The following is a 17,849-nucleotide window of genomic DNA, read 5'->3' as shown; positions in this document are numbered from 1 at the left end:
CGCCGCGCTGTCTGCAACGCGATGGAAACGCGTCGTGAACGCGAAGCGAATGCGGGCCTGCGTGTCGCGGCGCAGGCTCCATCGCGACCGGCTCCGCCCGCGATGACGCGGCGAGAAACCGGAGCGGAGCGCCACACCGCGGCGCATACACCATTTCGTACCCACCAAGGGGATCGGCTCATGGCAAGACTCGTCAACCGGCTCGAAGCGGACCGGATCCGCGCGCGGCGACTTTCCTTAAGTATCGGCGCGGCCGTGCTGGCGTCGCCGGCGTTCGCCTTCGACGGCGGCGGCGCGCCGCTGCTGCATTCCGTCACCACGCGGCCGGCGCACTCGGCTGCACGAACGTTCGAGCCGTCGTTTCGCGGCATCGACGACGTCTTGTCGGCCGCCACGAACGGCACCCGGGTTTTCGGTGCGCCGTCGTGGCTGGAACGGCAGAAGGTCGTCGCCGACGACGGCACGATGATGGAGCAGTTCGGCTGGACCATCACGGTCGCCGGCGACGCCGTCTACGTCGGCGCACCGTTCGCGAGCGTGGAAGGCCATGCGCGCCAGGGGGCGGTCTACGTGTACGCCAAGGTCGACGGCCTCTGGACCCAGGTGCAGAAGCTCGTCGCCAGCGACGGCGTCGGCGGCGAGAATTTCGGCGCCTCGGTCTCGGTGGACGGGACGACGATGCTGGTCGGCGCGATCCGCGCGACGATCGGCGGCAACGTGGACCAGGGCGCGGCGTACGTGTTCGACCGGTCCGGCGGCAGCTGGAGCGAGGCGCAGAAGTTGGTCGCCGACGACGGCATGGAGTCGGACGATTTCGGTTACGCGCTCAAAGTCGAAGGCGACACCGCGATCATCGGCGCGCCGTTCGTGAACGACCGCCAGGGCGCCGCCTACGTGTTCCAATCCTCCGGCAGCGGCTGGACGCAGACGCAGAAGCTGCTCGCTGGCGACGCCGCCCCGGACGATCTCTACGGCGTGGCGCTGGCCTTCGAGGGCTCGACGGCGCTGATCGGCGCTCTGTCCGCCACGATCGGCGAGAACACGGACCAGGGCGCGGTCTACGTGCTCACCCGATCCGGAAACACCTGGAGCGAAGCGCAGAAACTCGTCGCCGACGACGGCGCCGCCAGCGACCGCTTCGGCACGGCGATCGGATTGTCCGGCGGCACCGCCGTGATCAGCGCGATCGGCGCGACGATCGACGGCAACGAAGGGCAGGGCGCCGCCTACGTGTTCGACGGTGCGGGTGGCAACTGGGTCCGCAGCGGCAAGCTCGTCGCGGCGGACGGTGCGGCCAGCGACAACTTCGGTTATTCGATCGCCTTGCGCGGCGACACCGTGCTGATCGGCGCGCCGTTCGCGGCGGTCGGCGAGAACAGCGCGCAGGGCGCCGCCTACGTCCATGCGCGCAGCGGCGGCGCCTGGAGCGCGGGGACGAAGCTCGTCGCCGGCGACGGTGCGGCGACGTCGTTCTACGGCTGGTCGGGCGCGCTCGACGAAGGTGTCGCCCTGGTCGGTTCGATCGGCGCGGCGATCGGCGACAACCCGTTCCAGGGCGCGGTGTACGTCTACGCGACCGGCTCGGACGACGGCATCTTCTGCAGCGGATTCGAGGACGGCGAAAGCGGAGCGTGCGCCCGATAGCGGAAGGCGTCGCGCCGGGGGCTGCGGCGCCGCAGCCTCAGTGCGCGTAGGCTCGCGCGAGCGAGTTCAGATGCGCACGCTCGGCCGCGCGCAGGAACGGCGCGAGCAGCATCATCACCTGATAGATGCCGCGATTGAGGTCGGCTTCGCCGGCCTCGGTCTTGCCGCCGCGCACCGCGGCGAAGCTCATCCAGAACGTCGCCACCAGCAGCACGTTCTCGGCCAATGCCTGTATCTCGGCGCCGCTGGCGCTCATCGCGCCGGCGTCGACGAGACCGCGCAACAGCGTGGCGGTGCTCGCCTCGGCGCGCGCCATGATGCGCGCGAAGCGCAGCTTCAGCTTGCGGTTGCGCGCGAGGATGTCGACCAGGTCGCGATAGACGAAGCGGTACTGGCGCAGCGACTCGAACACCAGATGCAATTGCAGCCAGATGTCCTCGAGATCCGGCGCGCGGCCCTCGGGCAGCAGCAGGGCTTCGTCGAGGCGCACTTCGTAGCGCGCGAACAAGTGCTCGACGATGTCGTCCTTGTTGCGGAAGTGGTAGTAGAGGTTGCCCGGACTGATGCCGAGCTCGTCGGCGATGTGATTGGTGCTGACGTTCGGCTCGCCTTGCGCGTTGAACATCGCCAGGCTGGTGTCGAGGATGCGCTCGCGGGTGTGCCGGGCCATGCGCGGCGGCGCTGCGACGGGAACGTGCGTGGGCGGAGTCAGCCGCCGAGCTTGTTCACCAGGTCCACATACTTCTGCTGCGCGTCCTCGGCCTTGGTGCCCTTCAGCTTGGCCCAGGCCTCGTACTTGGCGGTGCCGACGAAATCGAAGAAGCCGGGCTTGGGTCCGGAGACGTCGCCATCCGATCCCTGCTTGTACAGCGCGTAGAGCTTGAGCAGCGTGTCGTTGTCGGGGCGTTCGGAGAGTTGCTTGACGTCTTCCGCGGCTTTTTCGAATCGGGCTTTGAGATCGGACATGGATACTCACCAAGCGCTGCGCGCGTTGCGGAAGCCGAGCTTACAACACGCGGCGGCGACGTGCTCGGCGTAGCCAGCTTCGGCTGTCCGGGTCTATGCTTGGCCGCACAACGAGAAGGGAGGATGCGCATGACTTACTTCGTCACCGGGGCGACCGGTTTCATCGGGCGGCATCTGCTCGAGCGGCTGATCGAGCGCATGGGCACGATCCATTGCCTGGTGCGCAAGGAGTCGCTGGCGAAGTTCGAAGAATTGCGCGAACAGCTCGGTGTCGACGACAAGCGTCTGATCGCCGTGCTCGGCGACCTGTCCAAGCCTAAGCTCGGTGTCGCGCCGGCGACGCAGCGCGCACTGGCCGGCAAGGTCAAGCATTTCTTCCATCTCGCCGCGCTGTACGACCTCGCCGCGAGCGAGGAGAGCCAGGTCGTCGCCAACGTCGAAGGCACGCGCCACGCGCTCGAATTCGCCGACGCGATCAAGGCCGGCTGCTTCCACCACGTCAGTTCGATCGCCGCGGCCGGACTCTATCCGGGCGTGTTTCGCGAAGACATGTTCGACGAGGCGGAGGAGCTGGACCATCCGTATTTCCGCACCAAGCACGATTCCGAAGGGCTGGTGCGCAAGCAGTACGCGCGGCCGTACCGTATCTACCGCCCCGGCATCGTGATCGGCGATTCGCGCAGCGGCGTGATCGACAAGATCGACGGGCCGTACTACTTCTTTCGCCTGATCAAGAAAATGCGCCAGGCGCTGCCGCCGTGGATGCCGACGATCGGTCTCGAGGGCGGACGCATCAACCTGGTGCCGGTGGACTGGGTCGCCGCCGCGCTCGACCACATCGCGCACAAGCCGTCGCTGGACGGCCACACCTTCCACCTGACCGACCCGGCGCCGCGCCGCATCGGCGAGGTGCTGAACCTGTTCGCGCGCGCCGGCCACGCGCCGCAGATGACGATGCGCCTCGACGCGCGCATGTTCGGCTTCATCCCGGCCAGCGTGCGCGCGGCGCTCGGCAGCCTGCCGCCGGTCAAGCGCGTGGTCGGCGTGCTGCTGCGCGATCTCGGCATTCCGTCGTCGGTGATGAAGTTCATCAACTACCCGACGCGCTTCGACAGCCGCGAGACCGAGCGCGCGCTGAAGGGCTCCAAGATCAAGCTGCCCAAGCTCGAAACCTACGCCTGGCGCTTGTGGGACTACTGGGAGCGCCACCTCGATCCGGACCTGTTCGTCGACCATTCGCTCGGCGGCAAGGTGAAGAACAAGGTCGTGGTCGTCACCGGCGGCTCGTCCGGCATCGGCAAGGCCGCCGCGATGAAGATCGCCGCGGCCGGCGCCAAGCTGGTGATCTGCGCGCGCGGCGCCGAGGAGTTGGCCGAGACGAAGAAGGAAGTCGAAGCCGCCGGCGGCATCTGCCACACCTACCAGGTGGACCTGGCCGACCTCGCCTCGTGCGACCAGTTCGTCGTCGACGTGCTCGCCGATCACGGCCACGTCGACGTGCTGGTCAACAACGCCGGCCGCTCGATCCGCCGCGCGATCGGCGCCAGCTATGACCGCTTCCACGACTTCGAACGCACGATGCAGCTGAACTACTTCGGCGCGCTGCGGCTGATCATGGGCTTCCTGCCGAAGATGACCGAGCGCCATCGCGGCCACATCATCAACATCTCCTCGATCGGCGTCTTGACCAACTCGCCGCGCTTCTCCGCCTACGTCGCCTCGAAGGCCGCGCTCGACGCGTTCTCGCGCTGCGCGCAGGCGGAGTTCTCCGACAACGGCGTCAGCTTCACCACGATCAACATGCCGCTGGTGAAGACGCCGATGATCGCGCCGACCAAGATGTACGAATCGGTGCCGACGCTGTCGCCGGACGAGGCCGCCGACATCATCGTCGAGGCGATCGTCGAGCGTCCGGTACGCATCGCCACGCGCCTGGGCATCTTCGCCCAAGTGTTCTACGCGCTGGCGCCGCGCGTGTACGAGATCGTCATGAACACGGCGTTCCGCCTGTTCCCCGACTCGGCCGCGTCGAAGGGCATGAAGGGTAGGGCGGAGTTGGAGGAGCCGACCAGCGAACAGGTCGCCTTCGCCGCATTGATGCGGGGAGTGCATTGGTAGAAAAAGCGCGCTCATGCGATGCCCTCAGGCATCGCATGCGCTTTTTCTGGCGAGCCATGGATGGCGAGCGGGAGAGCGCCATGGATGGCTTGTAACGCGCCCTCGAACGAAGTCAACATCGCATGCGCTTTTTCTGGCGAGCCATGGATGGCGAGCGGTCGAAGCCGCCCTCCGGCGGCTGAGGGCGAGGCAGGAAGCCGAGCGGTCGAAGGCGCCCTCTGGCGGCTGAGGGCGAGGCAGGAAGCCGAGCGGGAGAGCGCCAGGGACGGCTTGTAACGCGCCTTGCATCGAAGTCGAAGAACCCCCTCGAACTCCACCCCAAATCCGCCCGCACCCGTCGCACCTCACTCCAAGCGACGCCCCCGAACGAGCAACAATGGCGGACCCCACCTCGCCCCTCTCGTCGAGCTACGCCTTCGCCGGCTTCCGCTTCGATCCGCGCGCCCGCGCGATCACGCGCGGCGACGAGCGCATCGCGTTGCCGCCGAAATCGCTGGAGTGCCTGGCCTACCTGCTCGAACACCGCGACCGCGCGGTCGGCCGCGACGAATTGATCGCCGCCGTGTGGGGCCGCGCCGACGTCGGCTATCCGGTGCTGGCGCAGACCTTGTGGAAGGCACGGCGCGCGCTCGGCGAAGGCGGCGGCGAGTCGTCGATCGTGCGCACGGTGTCACGCTACGGCTACCAGTGGGTGGCGCCGGTGGAACGGGTCGACGCCGCGCCCGTGCCGGGCGCGGCGGATGAGACGATCGGAGCGCCGGCTGCGGCGGAGGCGAAGTCGACGGACGCCGCTTCATCGCCGCACAGCCGTGCGAGGCGGCGGCGCCTTCTCGCTGTCGCGCTGGCTATCGGCCTCGGCGTTCTTCTCGCCGGCGCGGCGTTGTGGCAGATGCGGCGCGCGGCCTCTCCGCCTGCGGCGTCCACGGCGAGTGTGCCGGCCGCGAGCGGCGCGCGATTCCTGGTGCTGCCGGTCGCGTTGAGTGCGGACGGCAGCGACAGCGCCTGGATGCGCCTCGGCGTGATGGACTACCTCGCCGCGCGGCTGCGCGAGAGCGGCGAGGTCGCGGTGATGCCGAGCGATCGCGTGCTGGCCCTGCTCGGCCAGCATCCGCAGTTCGACGCCGCCGATCCGGCCCAATTGATGCAGCTCAAGCTGGTCGCCGGAGTCTCCTACGTGGTCGCGCCGCGCGCCGAGCGCGTCGACGGCACGTGGAAGCTCAGCGTCGCCGTATACGCCGGCGATGCGGTCGAGGCGATCGAGACGCGTGCGCCCAATCCCTTGCAAGCGGCCAACGATGCGGTCGGTCGCGTGCTGCGCAGCGCCGGCCTCTCGGCCAAACCGCTGGACCTGCCGTCCGATCCGCTCGACGAACTGCTGCAGCGCGTCGATGCGGCGAGCCTCGCCGGCGACTACGCGCGCGCGCTCGAACTGGCGCGTTCGGCGCCCTCGTCGGTGCAGCAGGACGAGCGTCTGCGCGTGAAGATCGCGCAGGCCGAATTCCGTCGCGGCCGGCTCGACGAAGCGGCCACGGGTTTCCAGCGGCTGATCGATTCGGCGGAGCCGCTGTCCGGCGCCACGCGCACCGCCGCGCGGATGGGGCTGGCGTCGATCGACGAACGCCGCCAGCGCTACCCGCAAGCGATCGCCGGATACGGCGAGGCGCTGGCCCTGCTCGGAACGAAGGGCGATCCAGCCCTGATCGGCCAGGCGCACATGATGCGCGGTCTGGCCGAAGGCTATCTCGGTCAGATCGACGCCTCGCTGGCCGACTTCGGCCGCGCGCGCGTGGCGATGACGCGCGCCGGCGATCCGGCGATGCTGGCGAACCTGGACACCGTCGTCGGCCTGGCCGAACGCGCGCGCGGCCGCTACGGCGAAGCCGCCGCGGCGTTCGAGCGTTCGATCGACGTGCTCGAACGTTTCGGTATGCGCGATCGTCTCGCCAGCGCACTGATCGGCGCCGCCGGGTCGCGGCTGGCCCTGCTCGATCTGCCGCAGGCGCTGGCGCTCGGCGAGCGCGGCTGGAAGCTGGCCGCCGGACTCGACAATCCGATCCTGGCCAACTACCTCGCCGTGGTCTACGGCAACGCCTTGCTCGCCAATGGCCGCCTGAGCGCGCTCGACGCCTTGCTGCAACAGCTCGGCGGCGCCGCCGAGGTCGACAACGCCGGGGCGGTGCCGGACCTGCTGCTGCTGCGCATCGATCTGTCGACGGCACAGGGCAGGCCGGCGTTCGCGTCCGACCAGCTCGCGCCATGGCTCGATCGCATCGAGCGTCCGGCCGAGTCGACCTATCGCACCAGCCTGGGCGGCGCGATGCTGACGCTGATCGGGATCGCGACGCGCTCGAACGACGCAGCGCTGGCCGAACGCCTGCTCGAGCACCTGCGCAGCGGCGACGCGGCCGGCGACGAGCTGCGTCCGTTGGCGTTGCAGGTAGTCGAGGCCGAGACGCTGGCGTTGAAGCGGGACCCGGGTGCCGCGGCGCACTTCGCGGTGGCGCTGGCCGCGGTCGATCGCGGCGCCTATCCGGATGCGCTGGTCTCCGTCTGCGTCGCCTGGGCGCGTCATCTGGACGACGCCGGCGACCGCGAAGCGGCGACGATGCTGGCCGGTCGCCTGGCGCCGTTCGTCGAACGGGATTTCCGCGCCGCGCGCGCCGCGTCCAAGCTCTACCGGCAGCTCGGCGAACACGAACTCGCCGCCGCCGCGGCCGTCAGCGCCGCCAGGCTCGCCGGCGAGCGCGATCCGCAGGGGCCGCTGTAACGCCTTGTTTGCCTGCGGGGAGATCGATCTCCGCTCCACGTTTTGAAGCATCGGAGATCGTTTGGAGACGATTCCCTGATCCCGTTTCGCGACCGATGGCCTAGCGTGCCGCCGGTCCGTCACGCGCCGCGTCGACACTCGACCGCGCCGCCGGACGTTCGTACGGGGATGGCGGGCCGCGCCCGCCGCAAGAGGATCGAGAACCATGACGAGACAACTGGGCCTGCTCGCCGGCGCCGCGTTCGCGTTCGCCGCAAACGCCGTCGCCGTACCGCTGGCCGTGACCGAAGGGTTCGAGCAGACCGGTGCCGTCGGCATCTACGCGAACGGCTGGATTCGCCAGGACAACAGCGAGTTTCCGCCGCGCTACGGCATGCTGGGCCACAGCTGGCATCGGCAATCGCCGTACGCCTACACGGCCTACGACGCGCCGCCGCAGTCCTTCATCGTTCCGTTCAACCCGCTGGAGGTGCCGGAGGACGGCGTCGTCAGCGCATGGCTGCTGAGTCCGCCGATCGCGTTCGGCGAATCGTTCTCGCTCTCGTTCTTCGCGCGCAGCCTGATCGATCCCGAACTGGGCCCGGCCATCGATCGCCTGCAGGTCCGCCTGTGCGGCGGCAGCGCCTGTACCGACGTCGGCACCGCCCCCGGCGACGTCGGCGCGTTCGACCGGCTCTTGCTCGACATCAATGCGGACGAAGCCGCGGACGCTTTTCCGGGCGAGTGGACGAAATACGAAGTCGGACCGGGCCCGAACGTGCCGACCAGCGGCGTCGGCCGCATCGCGTTCCGCTACTACGTGCGGCAGACGCCGTCGCATCTCGCCTCGGGCAGACTCGGCTTGGACCGCGTCGTCATCGGCGCCGATCCGAACGGCACCGCAGGGCTGAGCCTCGCCGTGACGGCCACGCCGTACGATCCCGCCGCGCCCGACGCCTGCAACGGTGCCGGCCGCATCGAGGCCACGCTCGGTGATCGCATCAATCTCTGCTACGAGGTCACCAATACCTCGACCGAAACCCTGCGCCATCACTGGCTGCGCGACGACCGCGTCGGCGCGATCCTCGACGCGGACCCGCGCGAGCTGGTGCCCGGAGCGAGCTATCGCTACAACCGCGTGATCACGGTCGGTCGCAGCGAAACGATCTCGGCGACGGCGACCTCGCAGACCCGGCCGCAGGATTACGTCGTCGACGACAGCCAGCCCGCCGACTACATCGACGTCAGCGACGGCGAGCTGGTCACGCCGGGCGAGGTCGCGCAGATGCCGTTCGATTTCCGCTTCTACCGGAAGACGACGAACTTCTACTGCGTCACCAACGACGGCGTGTTCGCGACCTCGATGAACGGGCAGTGCCCGGACAGGGCGGTGGTCGGCGCCATTCCGAGCGGCGATTCGTTCTACGTCGAGAACAGCCCGTTCGCGGCGGTCTACGCGACCAAGCTCTGGCCGCACTACGGCTCGATCCATCGCAAGCTGATCGGCACGGCGCCGAATCGCAAGCTGGTGATCCAGTGGTACCAGAAGGTTCCGGCGACGATCGCGCCCGGGCAGATCGATCCCAGCCGCGGACTGGACGCCGAACTGATCCTGCACGAAGGAACCGATCAGCTCGAATACCAGTACCGCAACACGCGCTTCGGCGCGTTGCCGCAGGAGGACGACGGCGGCACCGCCAGCATCGGCGTGCAGAAGGATCTGCACGGCATCCGCTATTCCTATCAGGCGCCGAGCCTGGCCACGGTGCGCCGCATCGTCTGGACGCCGGCCACGCCGTCGGTCCACGTCGATTCGCGCACGCTCGACGTCGTCGGCCTCGCGTCCGAGCTGCACAGCAGTACCGGATCGGTGGCGGCGAATCTGCCGTCGCACGGCAGCGGGCGCGTCCAGCTCGGCATCGGCAATGCCGGCGCGGGCCGCCTCGACTGGTCGAGCGGCACCGCGCCGGCCGGCCACGCCCTGTTTCCGGCGAGCGCGTCGATGCGCGCGCAGCGCGACAACCTGCTGTCGACGGCGCAAGAACTCGAGCGCCCCTTGTTCACCTTCGACCTGAACAACGATTTCAGCGGCATCGGCTACGGCTCCCTGGTCCGCTTCAATCCGGCGCATCCGGACTACCTCTATCCGACCGGGGCGATCAGCTCCGCCACGCTAGACGGCCGTCTGATCTACGCGATCGCATTCGCCGACGACGATTTCGGCAGCATCTACGCGATCGACCACTACACGCACGAACTGATGCGCTGGAGCACCGGCGAGCAGCCCGTTCCAGGGCCTCGCTACGAGGTGATCGGCACCGTGCCTCTGCTGCTCGACTGGATCGCCGGCATGCGTCAGGACCCGACCACCGGCACGATGTACCTGGCCACCTCGGAAGGCTCCGGCAGTGCGCTGTGGACGCTGGATCTGGCGACCGCGTCGGTGCATCCGGTCGGCGCGATCGCGAACGCGCCGCAACTGGCGGACCTCGCCTTCGACTCGCAGGGCCAGTTGTACGCCGTCGACGACGCGCTCGGCTCGCTGTTGATGATCGACAAGCACACCGGCGAAGCGATCGTGATCGGTCCGCTCGATCCGAGTGCAGTCGGCGCGTTGGCGTTCGACTACGACCCGGCGCTCGGCAAGTTCTATCTGCTGTCTTCGCTGCGGCTGTCCGATCCCGGCAGCGGGGCGCTGTGGACGGTCGACCCCTCCAGCGCAGTGACGGAACTGCAGGCGGAGATCTTCGGCATCGATTTCGCCAGAGCCCTCTGGCAGTCGCTGGCGGTCGCGCGGCGCACGAGCGCCTGTACCGCGCCCCGGGACGTGCCGTGGCTGTCGCTGTCGCCGCCGGACGGTTCGATCGCCGCCGGCGGGCCGAACCAGACGCTCGGCATCGACTTCGACGGCGCAGGGCTCGCAGACGGCACCTACGAAGCGAACCTGTGCCTGTACAGCAACGATCCCATGCGGCGGCGGCTGACCTTGCCGGTGCGCCTCTCGCTCGGCGCGGATTCGCTCTTCGCCGACGGCTTCGAATCCCTTCCATAGCGCCGCGCGACGGCAGCAAGCGGAGAAACTCCATGCGCAAGAATTCCCGTTCTTCGTTCCTTTCCGCGCGCGTGCGCCCGCTGAGCGCAGCGCTGCTGATGCTGCTCGGTGTGCCGGCCTCGCGCGCCGCGACGATCATCGTCGACAGCGACGCGGACGGCTCGGTCGCGGGCCGGTGCACGGTGCGCGACGCGGTCGCCGCCGCGAACACCGACGCCGTCGTCGCCGGGTGCGCGGCGGGCAGCGGCGCCGACACGATCCAGTTCGCCACCGGCATCGCGTCGATCACCTTGACCAAGCAGGCCGGCGGCAGCCTGCTGATCTCGAGCGAGCTGGTGCTGGACGGGCAGGCAAGTCCGGTCACGCTGCGTCGCGACGCCGCCGACGCGACGTTCCGCATCGTCGACGCGCTCGAGACGGCGCCGCTCACGCTGCGTTCGATGAAGATCACCGGCGGTCGCCTCGACGAGGCGGACCTGTACGGCGGCGGCGCCGGCGTCCTCGCGCGCGGGGACCTGACCCTGGAGCGCAGCGAGGTCTCCTCCAACGTCACCAACAAGTGGCAGGGGCGCGGCGCCGGCATCCTGGCTCGCGCCGGCTTGGAGCTGGTCGACAGCGTCGTGTCCGGCAACGCGACGACCGGCCAGTCCTCGCCTGGTGGCGGCATCTATTCGTACTACCAGCCGGTGCTGCTGACGCGCAGCGTGATTTCCGGCAACGTGACGCTCGACGTGGCCTCGGGAGGCGGTGGCGTCGCCACGCGCGCGGTCGACGTCGTCGCGACGGAAAGCGCGATCGTCGACAACTGGACCAGCGGTGACGGCAGCTTCGGCGGCGGCTTCAACGTTCCGATCGCCACGCTGACGCTGGTCGACTCGACCGTTTCGGGCAATTCGACCGAAGGCGGCAGCGCCTGGGGCGGCGGCGGTTACGCCTACACCCTGCACGCCAGCGGCAGCACGTTCGCCGGCAATTCGACGCTGAGCTATTCCTCGTACGGCGGTGGTTTCTTCAGCGCCGCCGCCGACATCTCCAACAGCACGATTTCGGGCAACTGGACCACCGGCGAGAACGCCTGGGGCGGCGGCTTCGTCGTCGCGCTGAGTTCGAGCGTGCGCAACAGCACGATCTTCGGCAATCGCTCGCAATGGGCGACCGGCGGCGGTGTCGCGATCTGGGCCGTCGATGCGGCGGCGATCATCGAGTTCGACAGCAGCCTGCTGTTCGGCAACAGCGCGAGCGTCGATCCCGATATCGGCCTGGTCGATGCAACGGGGGAAATCACCTCGATCCCGATCGCGGGCGGACACAATCTGATCGGCGCGGCGTCGATCAGCGCGGTGTTCCCACCCGATACGCTGAACTGCGACCCGCGGCTGATGCCCCTGGCCGCGAACGGCGGCAAGACGATGACGCACCGGCTCGGCGAGGGCTCCTGCGCGGTCGACGCGGGCGCCAATCCGGACGCGCTCGCCAGCGATCAGCGCGGTGCGGGCTACGAGCGCAGCTTCGGCGCGGCGACCGACATCGGTGCGCTCGAGCGTCAGCCGGCGGACGAGAAGATCTTCGCCGACGGCTTCGATCCGGACTGAGGCTCCCGTCGTCCGGGAGCCCCGGTCGTCGCGGGACTTACTTGGCGCGCTTGGTCGCGGCCTTCTTCGCCGCGGCCGGCTTGTCGCCGAGCTTGCGCACTTCGCGCGCGAGTTCCTCGACGCGCTTTGTCAGCGTGGACAGCTCTTCGTGGCTGGGGATGCCGATGCGGCCGAGCGCGCGCGAGACGCGGTCCTCGAACACCTTCTCCAGCTTGTCCCAGGTTTCCTGGCTGCGCTCGCGCACCTGGCCGATGGTCTGCTCGAGGTTGCCGCGCGCTTCGCCGACCTTGGCTTCGGTGAACTTGCGCGTCTTGGCGTCGAGCGCGGCGCCTTCCTTGACCAGCGATTCGAACAGCTTGGTGCCTTCCGACTGCGCCTTGGCGAACGCGCCGAGGCCGGCCAGCCAGATCTGCTGCGCGGAATCCATGACGGTCTTGCCGACGCGGCGGGCGTCGCCGCTGGCGTTCGTGCTGGCGGTCGGGCGGGACTTCAGTTTGGGCTTGGCCATGATCGTGTCCGTGGTGGATCGCGGCGGCTGCCGCGGGTGCCCGCGACTGTGGAGCGCCGCGCTAGAGCAGACACACTAGGACCGGCCCCGATCGCCGAGCGGCTTTAGGTTTTCGCCGCCGCACGTCGGCGAGGACGCGGCGCAGGGCGTGCGCGTGCGCTGCGCGAGGACAGCCGGTCGCGCAGCTCGTCGAGCACGCCGTCCAGGCGGCGCGTCGTGCGCGTGCGGCCTGTCGGCTGGCGCACTTCGTCGAGCAGGCTGCGCGGCGGCGCGTCGAGGATTTCCTCGCGCAGGCGCAGGCCGTGGCGAGCGAGCAGGGCACCGATCTCCTCGCGCCGCGCGCGCAGATCGTCCAGCGTGCTGCGGTAGGCGTGCTCGGCGACGCGCCGGCGACGGGCGAAGCTGAAGACATTGGTGAAGAACATCTCGACGTCGTCGGGGCTGGGTTCGAACAGCGCGACGTCGGCGTGCGCGTAGCGTTGCGGATAGCGCGAAGCGCCGGCTCGCGCGCGCGACTGCAGCAAGGCGCGGAAGGTCTGCGACAGCACCGCCGGCAAGCCGCCGTCGAGCAGGCTCGACGGTGCGCGCTTGCCGCTGGCCTGCGCGCGTGCGGTGTCGATCGGTACCAGCGGGTTCACGCCGAGCACGAGGTCGGCGCCGGCTTCCAGCGCGACCGAGGCGTGCAGCGTATGGCGCAGGGCGCCGTCGACGTAGTGGCGCCCGTCGATGCGCACCGGCGGATACAGGCCCGGAAGCGCCGCGCTGGCTTCGATCGCGAGCGAGATAGGCACCTCGTCGCGACCGGGCGCGCCGAAGCGCACCGCCTCGCCGCTGTCGAGATCGGTGGCGATCACGTAGAGCCGGCGGCCGAGCGTGCGGAAGTCGTCGCTGCGCCCGTGCGAGCGGAACAGCTCGGCGAGGAAACGGCGGATCGCGCCGTTGTCGAACAGGCCGGTCGGCAGCAGGCTGCCGAAGCGCAGCCACGCGTCGGACGTGTCGAGCGTGAACGGATGACGCGCGACGTCGCCGAACCAGCCGAACAGCGCGCGCGGCAGCGCGGCGGCGCGACGCAGGTATTCGGCGTAGGCCGGACGCAGGAAATCGTCGGGGCGGAAGCGCGCCTGGTCGGAATCGCCGCTGATGAAGATGCGGCAGAGCTCGGCGGTGCCGATGCGGTTGGCGAGTCCGGCGGCGAGGAGGGCGCCGGCGCTGATGCCGACGTAGACGTCGAGCGCGCGCAGGTCCAGCCCTTCGACCGCCTGTTCGAGCGCGCGCAGCGCGCCGAGCTCGTACATGCCGCCGATCGGTCCACCGCCAGCGACGGCGAGCCCGATGCGCGCCGGACGCCGGCGCTTGCGCGCGCGGCTGGCGGTGTGCAGGACGAGCATGCGCGTCGGCGCCGGCGGACTCAGGCGATGTATTCGTCGAGCTGGCGCTCGATCTCGCGCTCGATGACCGGTTTCAGCGCGCTCATCAGAAAGCCGAGTTCGGCGCGCACGCGCACCTCGTTCTTGGCCACGCTGATGCGTCCCTTGACGCCGGCGCGATCGAAATGCAGGTCGTTGCCGTCCCAGTGGTGATCGACGCCGTATTCCTTCGCGATCGCCTTGGCGACTTTCTCGACCGCGGCCTTGGTGCTCTTCAGGCTGCTCGAATGCGCGCGTTGGATGTCGATGACGGCCATGGTTTCCTCGGGGAGATTCGGTTGCCGGCCGCCATCATGCCCGAGCCGGGGCGATGCGCGAAGAGTGCGCGTGGAGGCGATCGTCCGGCGCTGTGCTAAGCTGCGCAATCCCTCAGGCAAATCAAGGCGATGCGACTCAGTTTCAGCAGTGGCGAGTACGCCGATTTCGTCGTGGAGGAAGGGGCCGTCAGTCTCGGACAGGCCGAGGGGAACACGTTCGTACTGACCGCGCGCGACGTGGCCGCGCATCACGCGCGCCTGACCGTCGACGCGCGCGGCGCCGTGCTCGAAGTGCTCGATCCGCAGGCGCGCACGCACGTCAACGCGAGGCCGGTGCGCGAGAAGGCGCTGCTGCGCAGCGGCGACGTGCTCTGCCTCGGCCAGGTCATGATCGCGCTGAAGGCCGATCGCGACGATCTGATCGACACCGCCGTTCCGCCCGCCGTCGATTCCGGCACGGCGACGCAGCACCCGCCGCGCGTGATCCTGCGCGGCGTCTCCGGCAGCCACTTCGGCAAGACCGTCGCGGTCCATCATCGCCTCACCATCGGCAACGCAGCCGACTGCGGGTTGGTGCTCGACGAAGCGCGCGTCGCGCCACGTCACGCGGCGATCGAGCACGTCGACAGCGCGATCTACCTGCGCTCCACCTCCGGCAGAGACGCCTCGGTGAACGGCGTGCGCGTGCGCGACGCGGTGCTGCATCCGGGCGACCAGATCGCCTTCGAGCGCAGCCACTTCGTGATCGAGGCCCCGGGCCTGCCGCTGCGCGGAAGCGAGGCGACCGATCCCGACGCGACGCAGGCAACCGGCACGCCCGAGCGGCGCGAGACCCAGGCGGGTTCCGAGGACGCCGCGCAAGGCGGCATCTGGTGGCTGATCGGCGCGGCCGCGGCGATCGCGGCCGGCATCGCGCTGATGATCTGGCGCGGCGCTGGGGCCTGAAGCGGCTCGGGCGATACGACCCGAGCGCGGTTTCCATCCGATGCATTCGCCGTGACGTCGTGCCCGCCTTCACGGGCACGACGATCGACAGCGGAGAGGGCTGCCGGCCTCAGCCGGCCTTCTTCTTCGCCAGCGCCAGCCAGGTATCGACCACGGTGTCGGGATTGAGCGATACCGACTCGATGCCCTGTTCCATCAACCACTCGGCCAGGTCCGGATGGTCGCTCGGCCCTTGTCCGCAGATGCCGACATACTTGCCTTTCTTCTTCGCGGTCGAGATCGCCATCGCGAGCATCTTCTTCACCGCCGGATTGCGCTCGTCGAACAGGTTGGCGACGATCGAGGAATCGCGGTCGAGGCCGAGCGTGAGCTGGGTGAGATCGTTCGAGCCGATCGAGTAGCCGTCGAAGATGTCGAGGAATTCGTCGGCGAGCAGCGCATTCGACGGCACCTCGCACATCATGATGATCTTCAGTCCGTCCTTGCCCTGCTCGAGGCCGTGCTTCTTCAGCACCTCGACCACCTTGCGGCCTTCCTCGAGCGTGCGCACGAACGGGATCATCACCCACGCGTTGCTCAGCCCCATCGTCTCGCGCACCTTCTTCATCGCGCGACATTCCAGCGCGAAGGCGGCCTCGAAGCTCGGATCGACGTAGCGGCTGGCGCCGCGGAAGCCGATCATCGGGTTCTCCTCGTGCGGCTCGTAGCGCTTGCCGCCGATCAGGTTGGCGTATTCGTTGGACTTGAAGTCCGACAGGCGCACGATCACCGGATTGGGCGCGAACGCGGCGGTAATCGTGGCGATGCCCTCGGCGAGGCGGTCGACGTAGAAGTCGACCGGGCTGCCGTAGCCGGCGATGCGCTCGTCGATCTGGCGCTTGGTCTCGGCGTCCTGCTTGTCGTATTCCAGCAGCGCCTTCGGATGCACCGCGATGTGGCTGGCGATGATCATTTCCAGGCGCGCGAGACCCACGCCCGCATTGGGCAGCATCGCGAAGTCGAACGCGCGCTCCGGGTTGGCGACGTTCATCATGATCTTCAGCGGCGCCGGCGGCATCGCTTCGAGGTCGGCGGTGACGCGCTCATAGTCGAGCTTGCCGTCGTAGACGAAGCCGGTGTCGCCCTCGGCGCAGGAGATCGTCACCTCGGTGCCGTCCGGGATCGCGTCGAGCGCGTTGCCGGTGCCGACGATCGCCGGCACGCCCAGCTCGCGCGCGATGATCGCCGCGTGGCAGGTGCGGCCGCCGCGGTTGGTCACGATCGCCGCCGCGCGCTTCATCACCGGTTCCCAGTCCGGGTCGGTCATGTCGGCGACCAGCACGTCGCCGGGCTCGACGCGGTTCATGTCTTTGATCGAGCGGATCACGCGCGCCTTGCCGGCGCCGATCTTCTGGCCGATCGAGCGGCCTTCGGCGAGCACCGGACCGCGCGACTTCAGCTGGAAGCGCTCGATCTGCGTCGCGCGCGCGCGCGACTTCACTGTTTCCGGGCGCGCCTGCACGATGTAGAGCTTGCCGGTGATGCCGTCCTTCGCCCACTCGACGTCCATCGGACGGCCGTAGTGCTTCTCGATGACCAGCGCCTGCTTGGACAGCTCGTGCACGTCGGCGTCGGAGATGCAGAACTTCGCGCGGTCCGCGGCGGGCGTGTCCTCGATCCTCACGCGCTCGCCCGGCGCCTGCGAATAGACCATGCGCTGCTGCTTGGCGCCGATCTGCCGGCGCAGGATCGCGGGCTTGCCGGCCTGCAGCGTCGGCTTGTAGACGTAGAACTCGTCCGGATTGACCGCGCCCTGCACGACCATCTCGCCGAGGCCGTAGCTGCCGGTCACGAACACCGCGTCGCGGAAGCCCGATTCGGTGTCGAGCGTGAACAGCACGCCCGAGGCGCCGACGTCCGAGCGCACCATCAGCTGCACGCCGGCGGAGAGGAACACGTCCTCGTGCTTGAAGCCGTGGTGCACGCGATAGGCGATCGCGCGGTCGTTGTAGAGCGAGGCGAAGACTTCCTTGACCTTGTGCAGGACGTCGTCGATGCCGGTGACGTTGAGGAAGGTCTCCTGCTGGCCGGCGAACGAGGCGTCGGGCAGGTCCTCGGCGGTCGCCGAGGAGCGCACGGCGACGGCGAGGTCGTCGGCGCCGGCGTCCTTGCACAGCTTGGCGTAGGCGGCGCGGATCGCGGCGTCGAGTTCGGCCGGCAGCGCGGTGTCGACGATCCAGCCGCGGATCTCGGTGCCGGCGGCGGTCAGCGCGTCGACGTTCTCGACGTCGAGCGTCGACAGGCGCTCCTGGATGCGCTTGGCCAGGCCGCTCTTTTCCAGATAGTCCTGGAACGCCTGGGCGGTGGTGGCGAAGCCGCCCGGCACCGACACGCCGAGCTGGGCGAGGTTGCCGATCATTTCGCCGAGCGAAGCGTTCTTGCCGCCGACCTTGCCGAGGTCGGACATGCGCAGGGAATCGAGCCAAAGGACGAGATCGCTCAAGGGATGCTCCGGGAAGAAAGGAAGACGTGCGACGCGCGGCCGCGCGAGCCGCCAATTTTCGGGCTTCGCGCGCGCGCGGGCAAGCAAGCCGGCCGGGCGCGGCTGTTATCCT

Annotated in this window: 12 protein-coding genes; 6 read left to right on the top strand and 6 right to left on the bottom strand. The window is 69.1% G+C overall.

What is annotated here, in order from left to right; translation table 11 throughout:
* Positions 1 to 180: 180 nt before the first annotated feature.
* Complete coding sequence (locus J7520_RS13705) at positions 181 to 1,644, top strand: hypothetical protein (protein WP_291189212.1); 1,464 nt, start codon at positions 181 to 183, stop codon at positions 1,642 to 1,644.
* 37 nt (positions 1,645 to 1,681) lie between these two features.
* On the opposite strand, the gene J7520_RS13700 is transcribed toward J7520_RS13705, so the two are convergent.
* Both J7520_RS13700 and J7520_RS13695 read right to left on the bottom strand, forming a co-directional pair.
* Entirely contained in the window at positions 1,682 to 2,314 is a 633-nt protein-coding gene (locus J7520_RS13700; protein ID WP_291189210.1) for a TetR/AcrR family transcriptional regulator, read from the bottom strand.
* A 38-nt stretch (positions 2,315 to 2,352) separates the two neighbouring features.
* A complete protein-coding gene (locus tag J7520_RS13695; RefSeq protein ID WP_291189208.1) occupies positions 2,353 to 2,610 on the bottom strand; it encodes an acyl-CoA-binding protein in 258 nt (85 codons plus the stop codon).
* Between the two features lie 129 nt (positions 2,611 to 2,739).
* On the opposite strand from J7520_RS13695, the gene J7520_RS13690 reads away from it, so the two are divergent.
* The 4 genes from J7520_RS13690 (at position 2,740) to J7520_RS13675 (ending at position 12,118) form a co-directional block, all read left to right on the top strand.
* Positions 2,740 to 4,728 carry an SDR family oxidoreductase gene (locus tag J7520_RS13690; RefSeq protein ID WP_291189206.1) on the top strand — a complete coding sequence of 663 codons (1,989 nt, stop codon included), beginning with the start codon at positions 2,740 to 2,742 and terminating at the stop codon, positions 4,726 to 4,728.
* Positions 4,729 to 5,104: 376 nt separating this feature from the next.
* Entirely contained in the window at positions 5,105 to 7,495 is a 2,391-nt protein-coding gene (locus tag J7520_RS13685) for a winged helix-turn-helix domain-containing protein (protein WP_291189204.1), read from the top strand.
* Positions 7,496 to 7,700: 205 nt separating this feature from the next.
* Complete coding sequence (locus J7520_RS13680; RefSeq protein ID WP_291189202.1) at positions 7,701 to 10,526, top strand: choice-of-anchor J domain-containing protein; 2,826 nt, start codon at positions 7,701 to 7,703, stop codon at positions 10,524 to 10,526.
* A 32-nt stretch (positions 10,527 to 10,558) separates the two neighbouring features.
* The gene (locus tag J7520_RS13675; RefSeq protein WP_291189200.1) at positions 10,559 to 12,118 is read left to right on the top strand and encodes a choice-of-anchor Q domain-containing protein; all 1,560 of its coding nucleotides are present in this window, start codon (positions 10,559 to 10,561) and stop codon (positions 12,116 to 12,118) included.
* Positions 12,119 to 12,155: 37 nt separating this feature from the next.
* On the opposite strand, the gene J7520_RS13670 is transcribed toward J7520_RS13675, so the two are convergent.
* The 3 genes from J7520_RS13670 to J7520_RS13660 form a co-directional block, all read right to left on the bottom strand.
* Positions 12,156 to 12,626: a phasin family protein gene (locus J7520_RS13670; RefSeq protein ID WP_291189198.1), complete on the bottom strand. Its 471-nt coding sequence runs from the start codon at positions 12,624 to 12,626 to the stop codon at positions 12,156 to 12,158.
* A gap of 104 nt (positions 12,627 to 12,730) precedes the next feature.
* Positions 12,731 to 14,014: a patatin-like phospholipase family protein gene (locus J7520_RS13665; RefSeq protein WP_291189196.1), complete on the bottom strand. Its 1,284-nt coding sequence runs from the start codon at positions 14,012 to 14,014 to the stop codon at positions 12,731 to 12,733.
* 20 nt (positions 14,015 to 14,034) lie between these two features.
* Positions 14,035 to 14,310: a polyhydroxyalkanoic acid system family protein gene (locus J7520_RS13660; protein WP_291189194.1), complete on the bottom strand. Its 276-nt coding sequence runs from the start codon at positions 14,308 to 14,310 to the stop codon at positions 14,035 to 14,037.
* Between the two features lie 129 nt (positions 14,311 to 14,439).
* Here J7520_RS13660 and J7520_RS13655 point away from each other — a divergent pair, with 129 nt between their 5' ends.
* Complete coding sequence (locus tag J7520_RS13655; protein ID WP_291189192.1) at positions 14,440 to 15,255, top strand: FHA domain-containing protein; 816 nt, start codon at positions 14,440 to 14,442, stop codon at positions 15,253 to 15,255.
* A gap of 109 nt (positions 15,256 to 15,364) precedes the next feature.
* Here J7520_RS13655 and ppsA read toward each other — a convergent pair whose 3' ends face one another.
* Positions 15,365 to 17,737: a phosphoenolpyruvate synthase gene (gene ppsA, locus J7520_RS13650; RefSeq protein ID WP_291189190.1), complete on the bottom strand. Its 2,373-nt coding sequence runs from the start codon at positions 17,735 to 17,737 to the stop codon at positions 15,365 to 15,367.
* Between the last annotated feature and the right edge of the window lie 112 nt (positions 17,738 to 17,849).

This window comes from Dokdonella sp., from assembly GCF_017744955.1.
GTDB lineage: Bacteria > Pseudomonadota > Gammaproteobacteria > Xanthomonadales > Rhodanobacteraceae > Dokdonella_A.
This window is presented reverse-complemented; position numbering and strand designations above follow the sequence as displayed.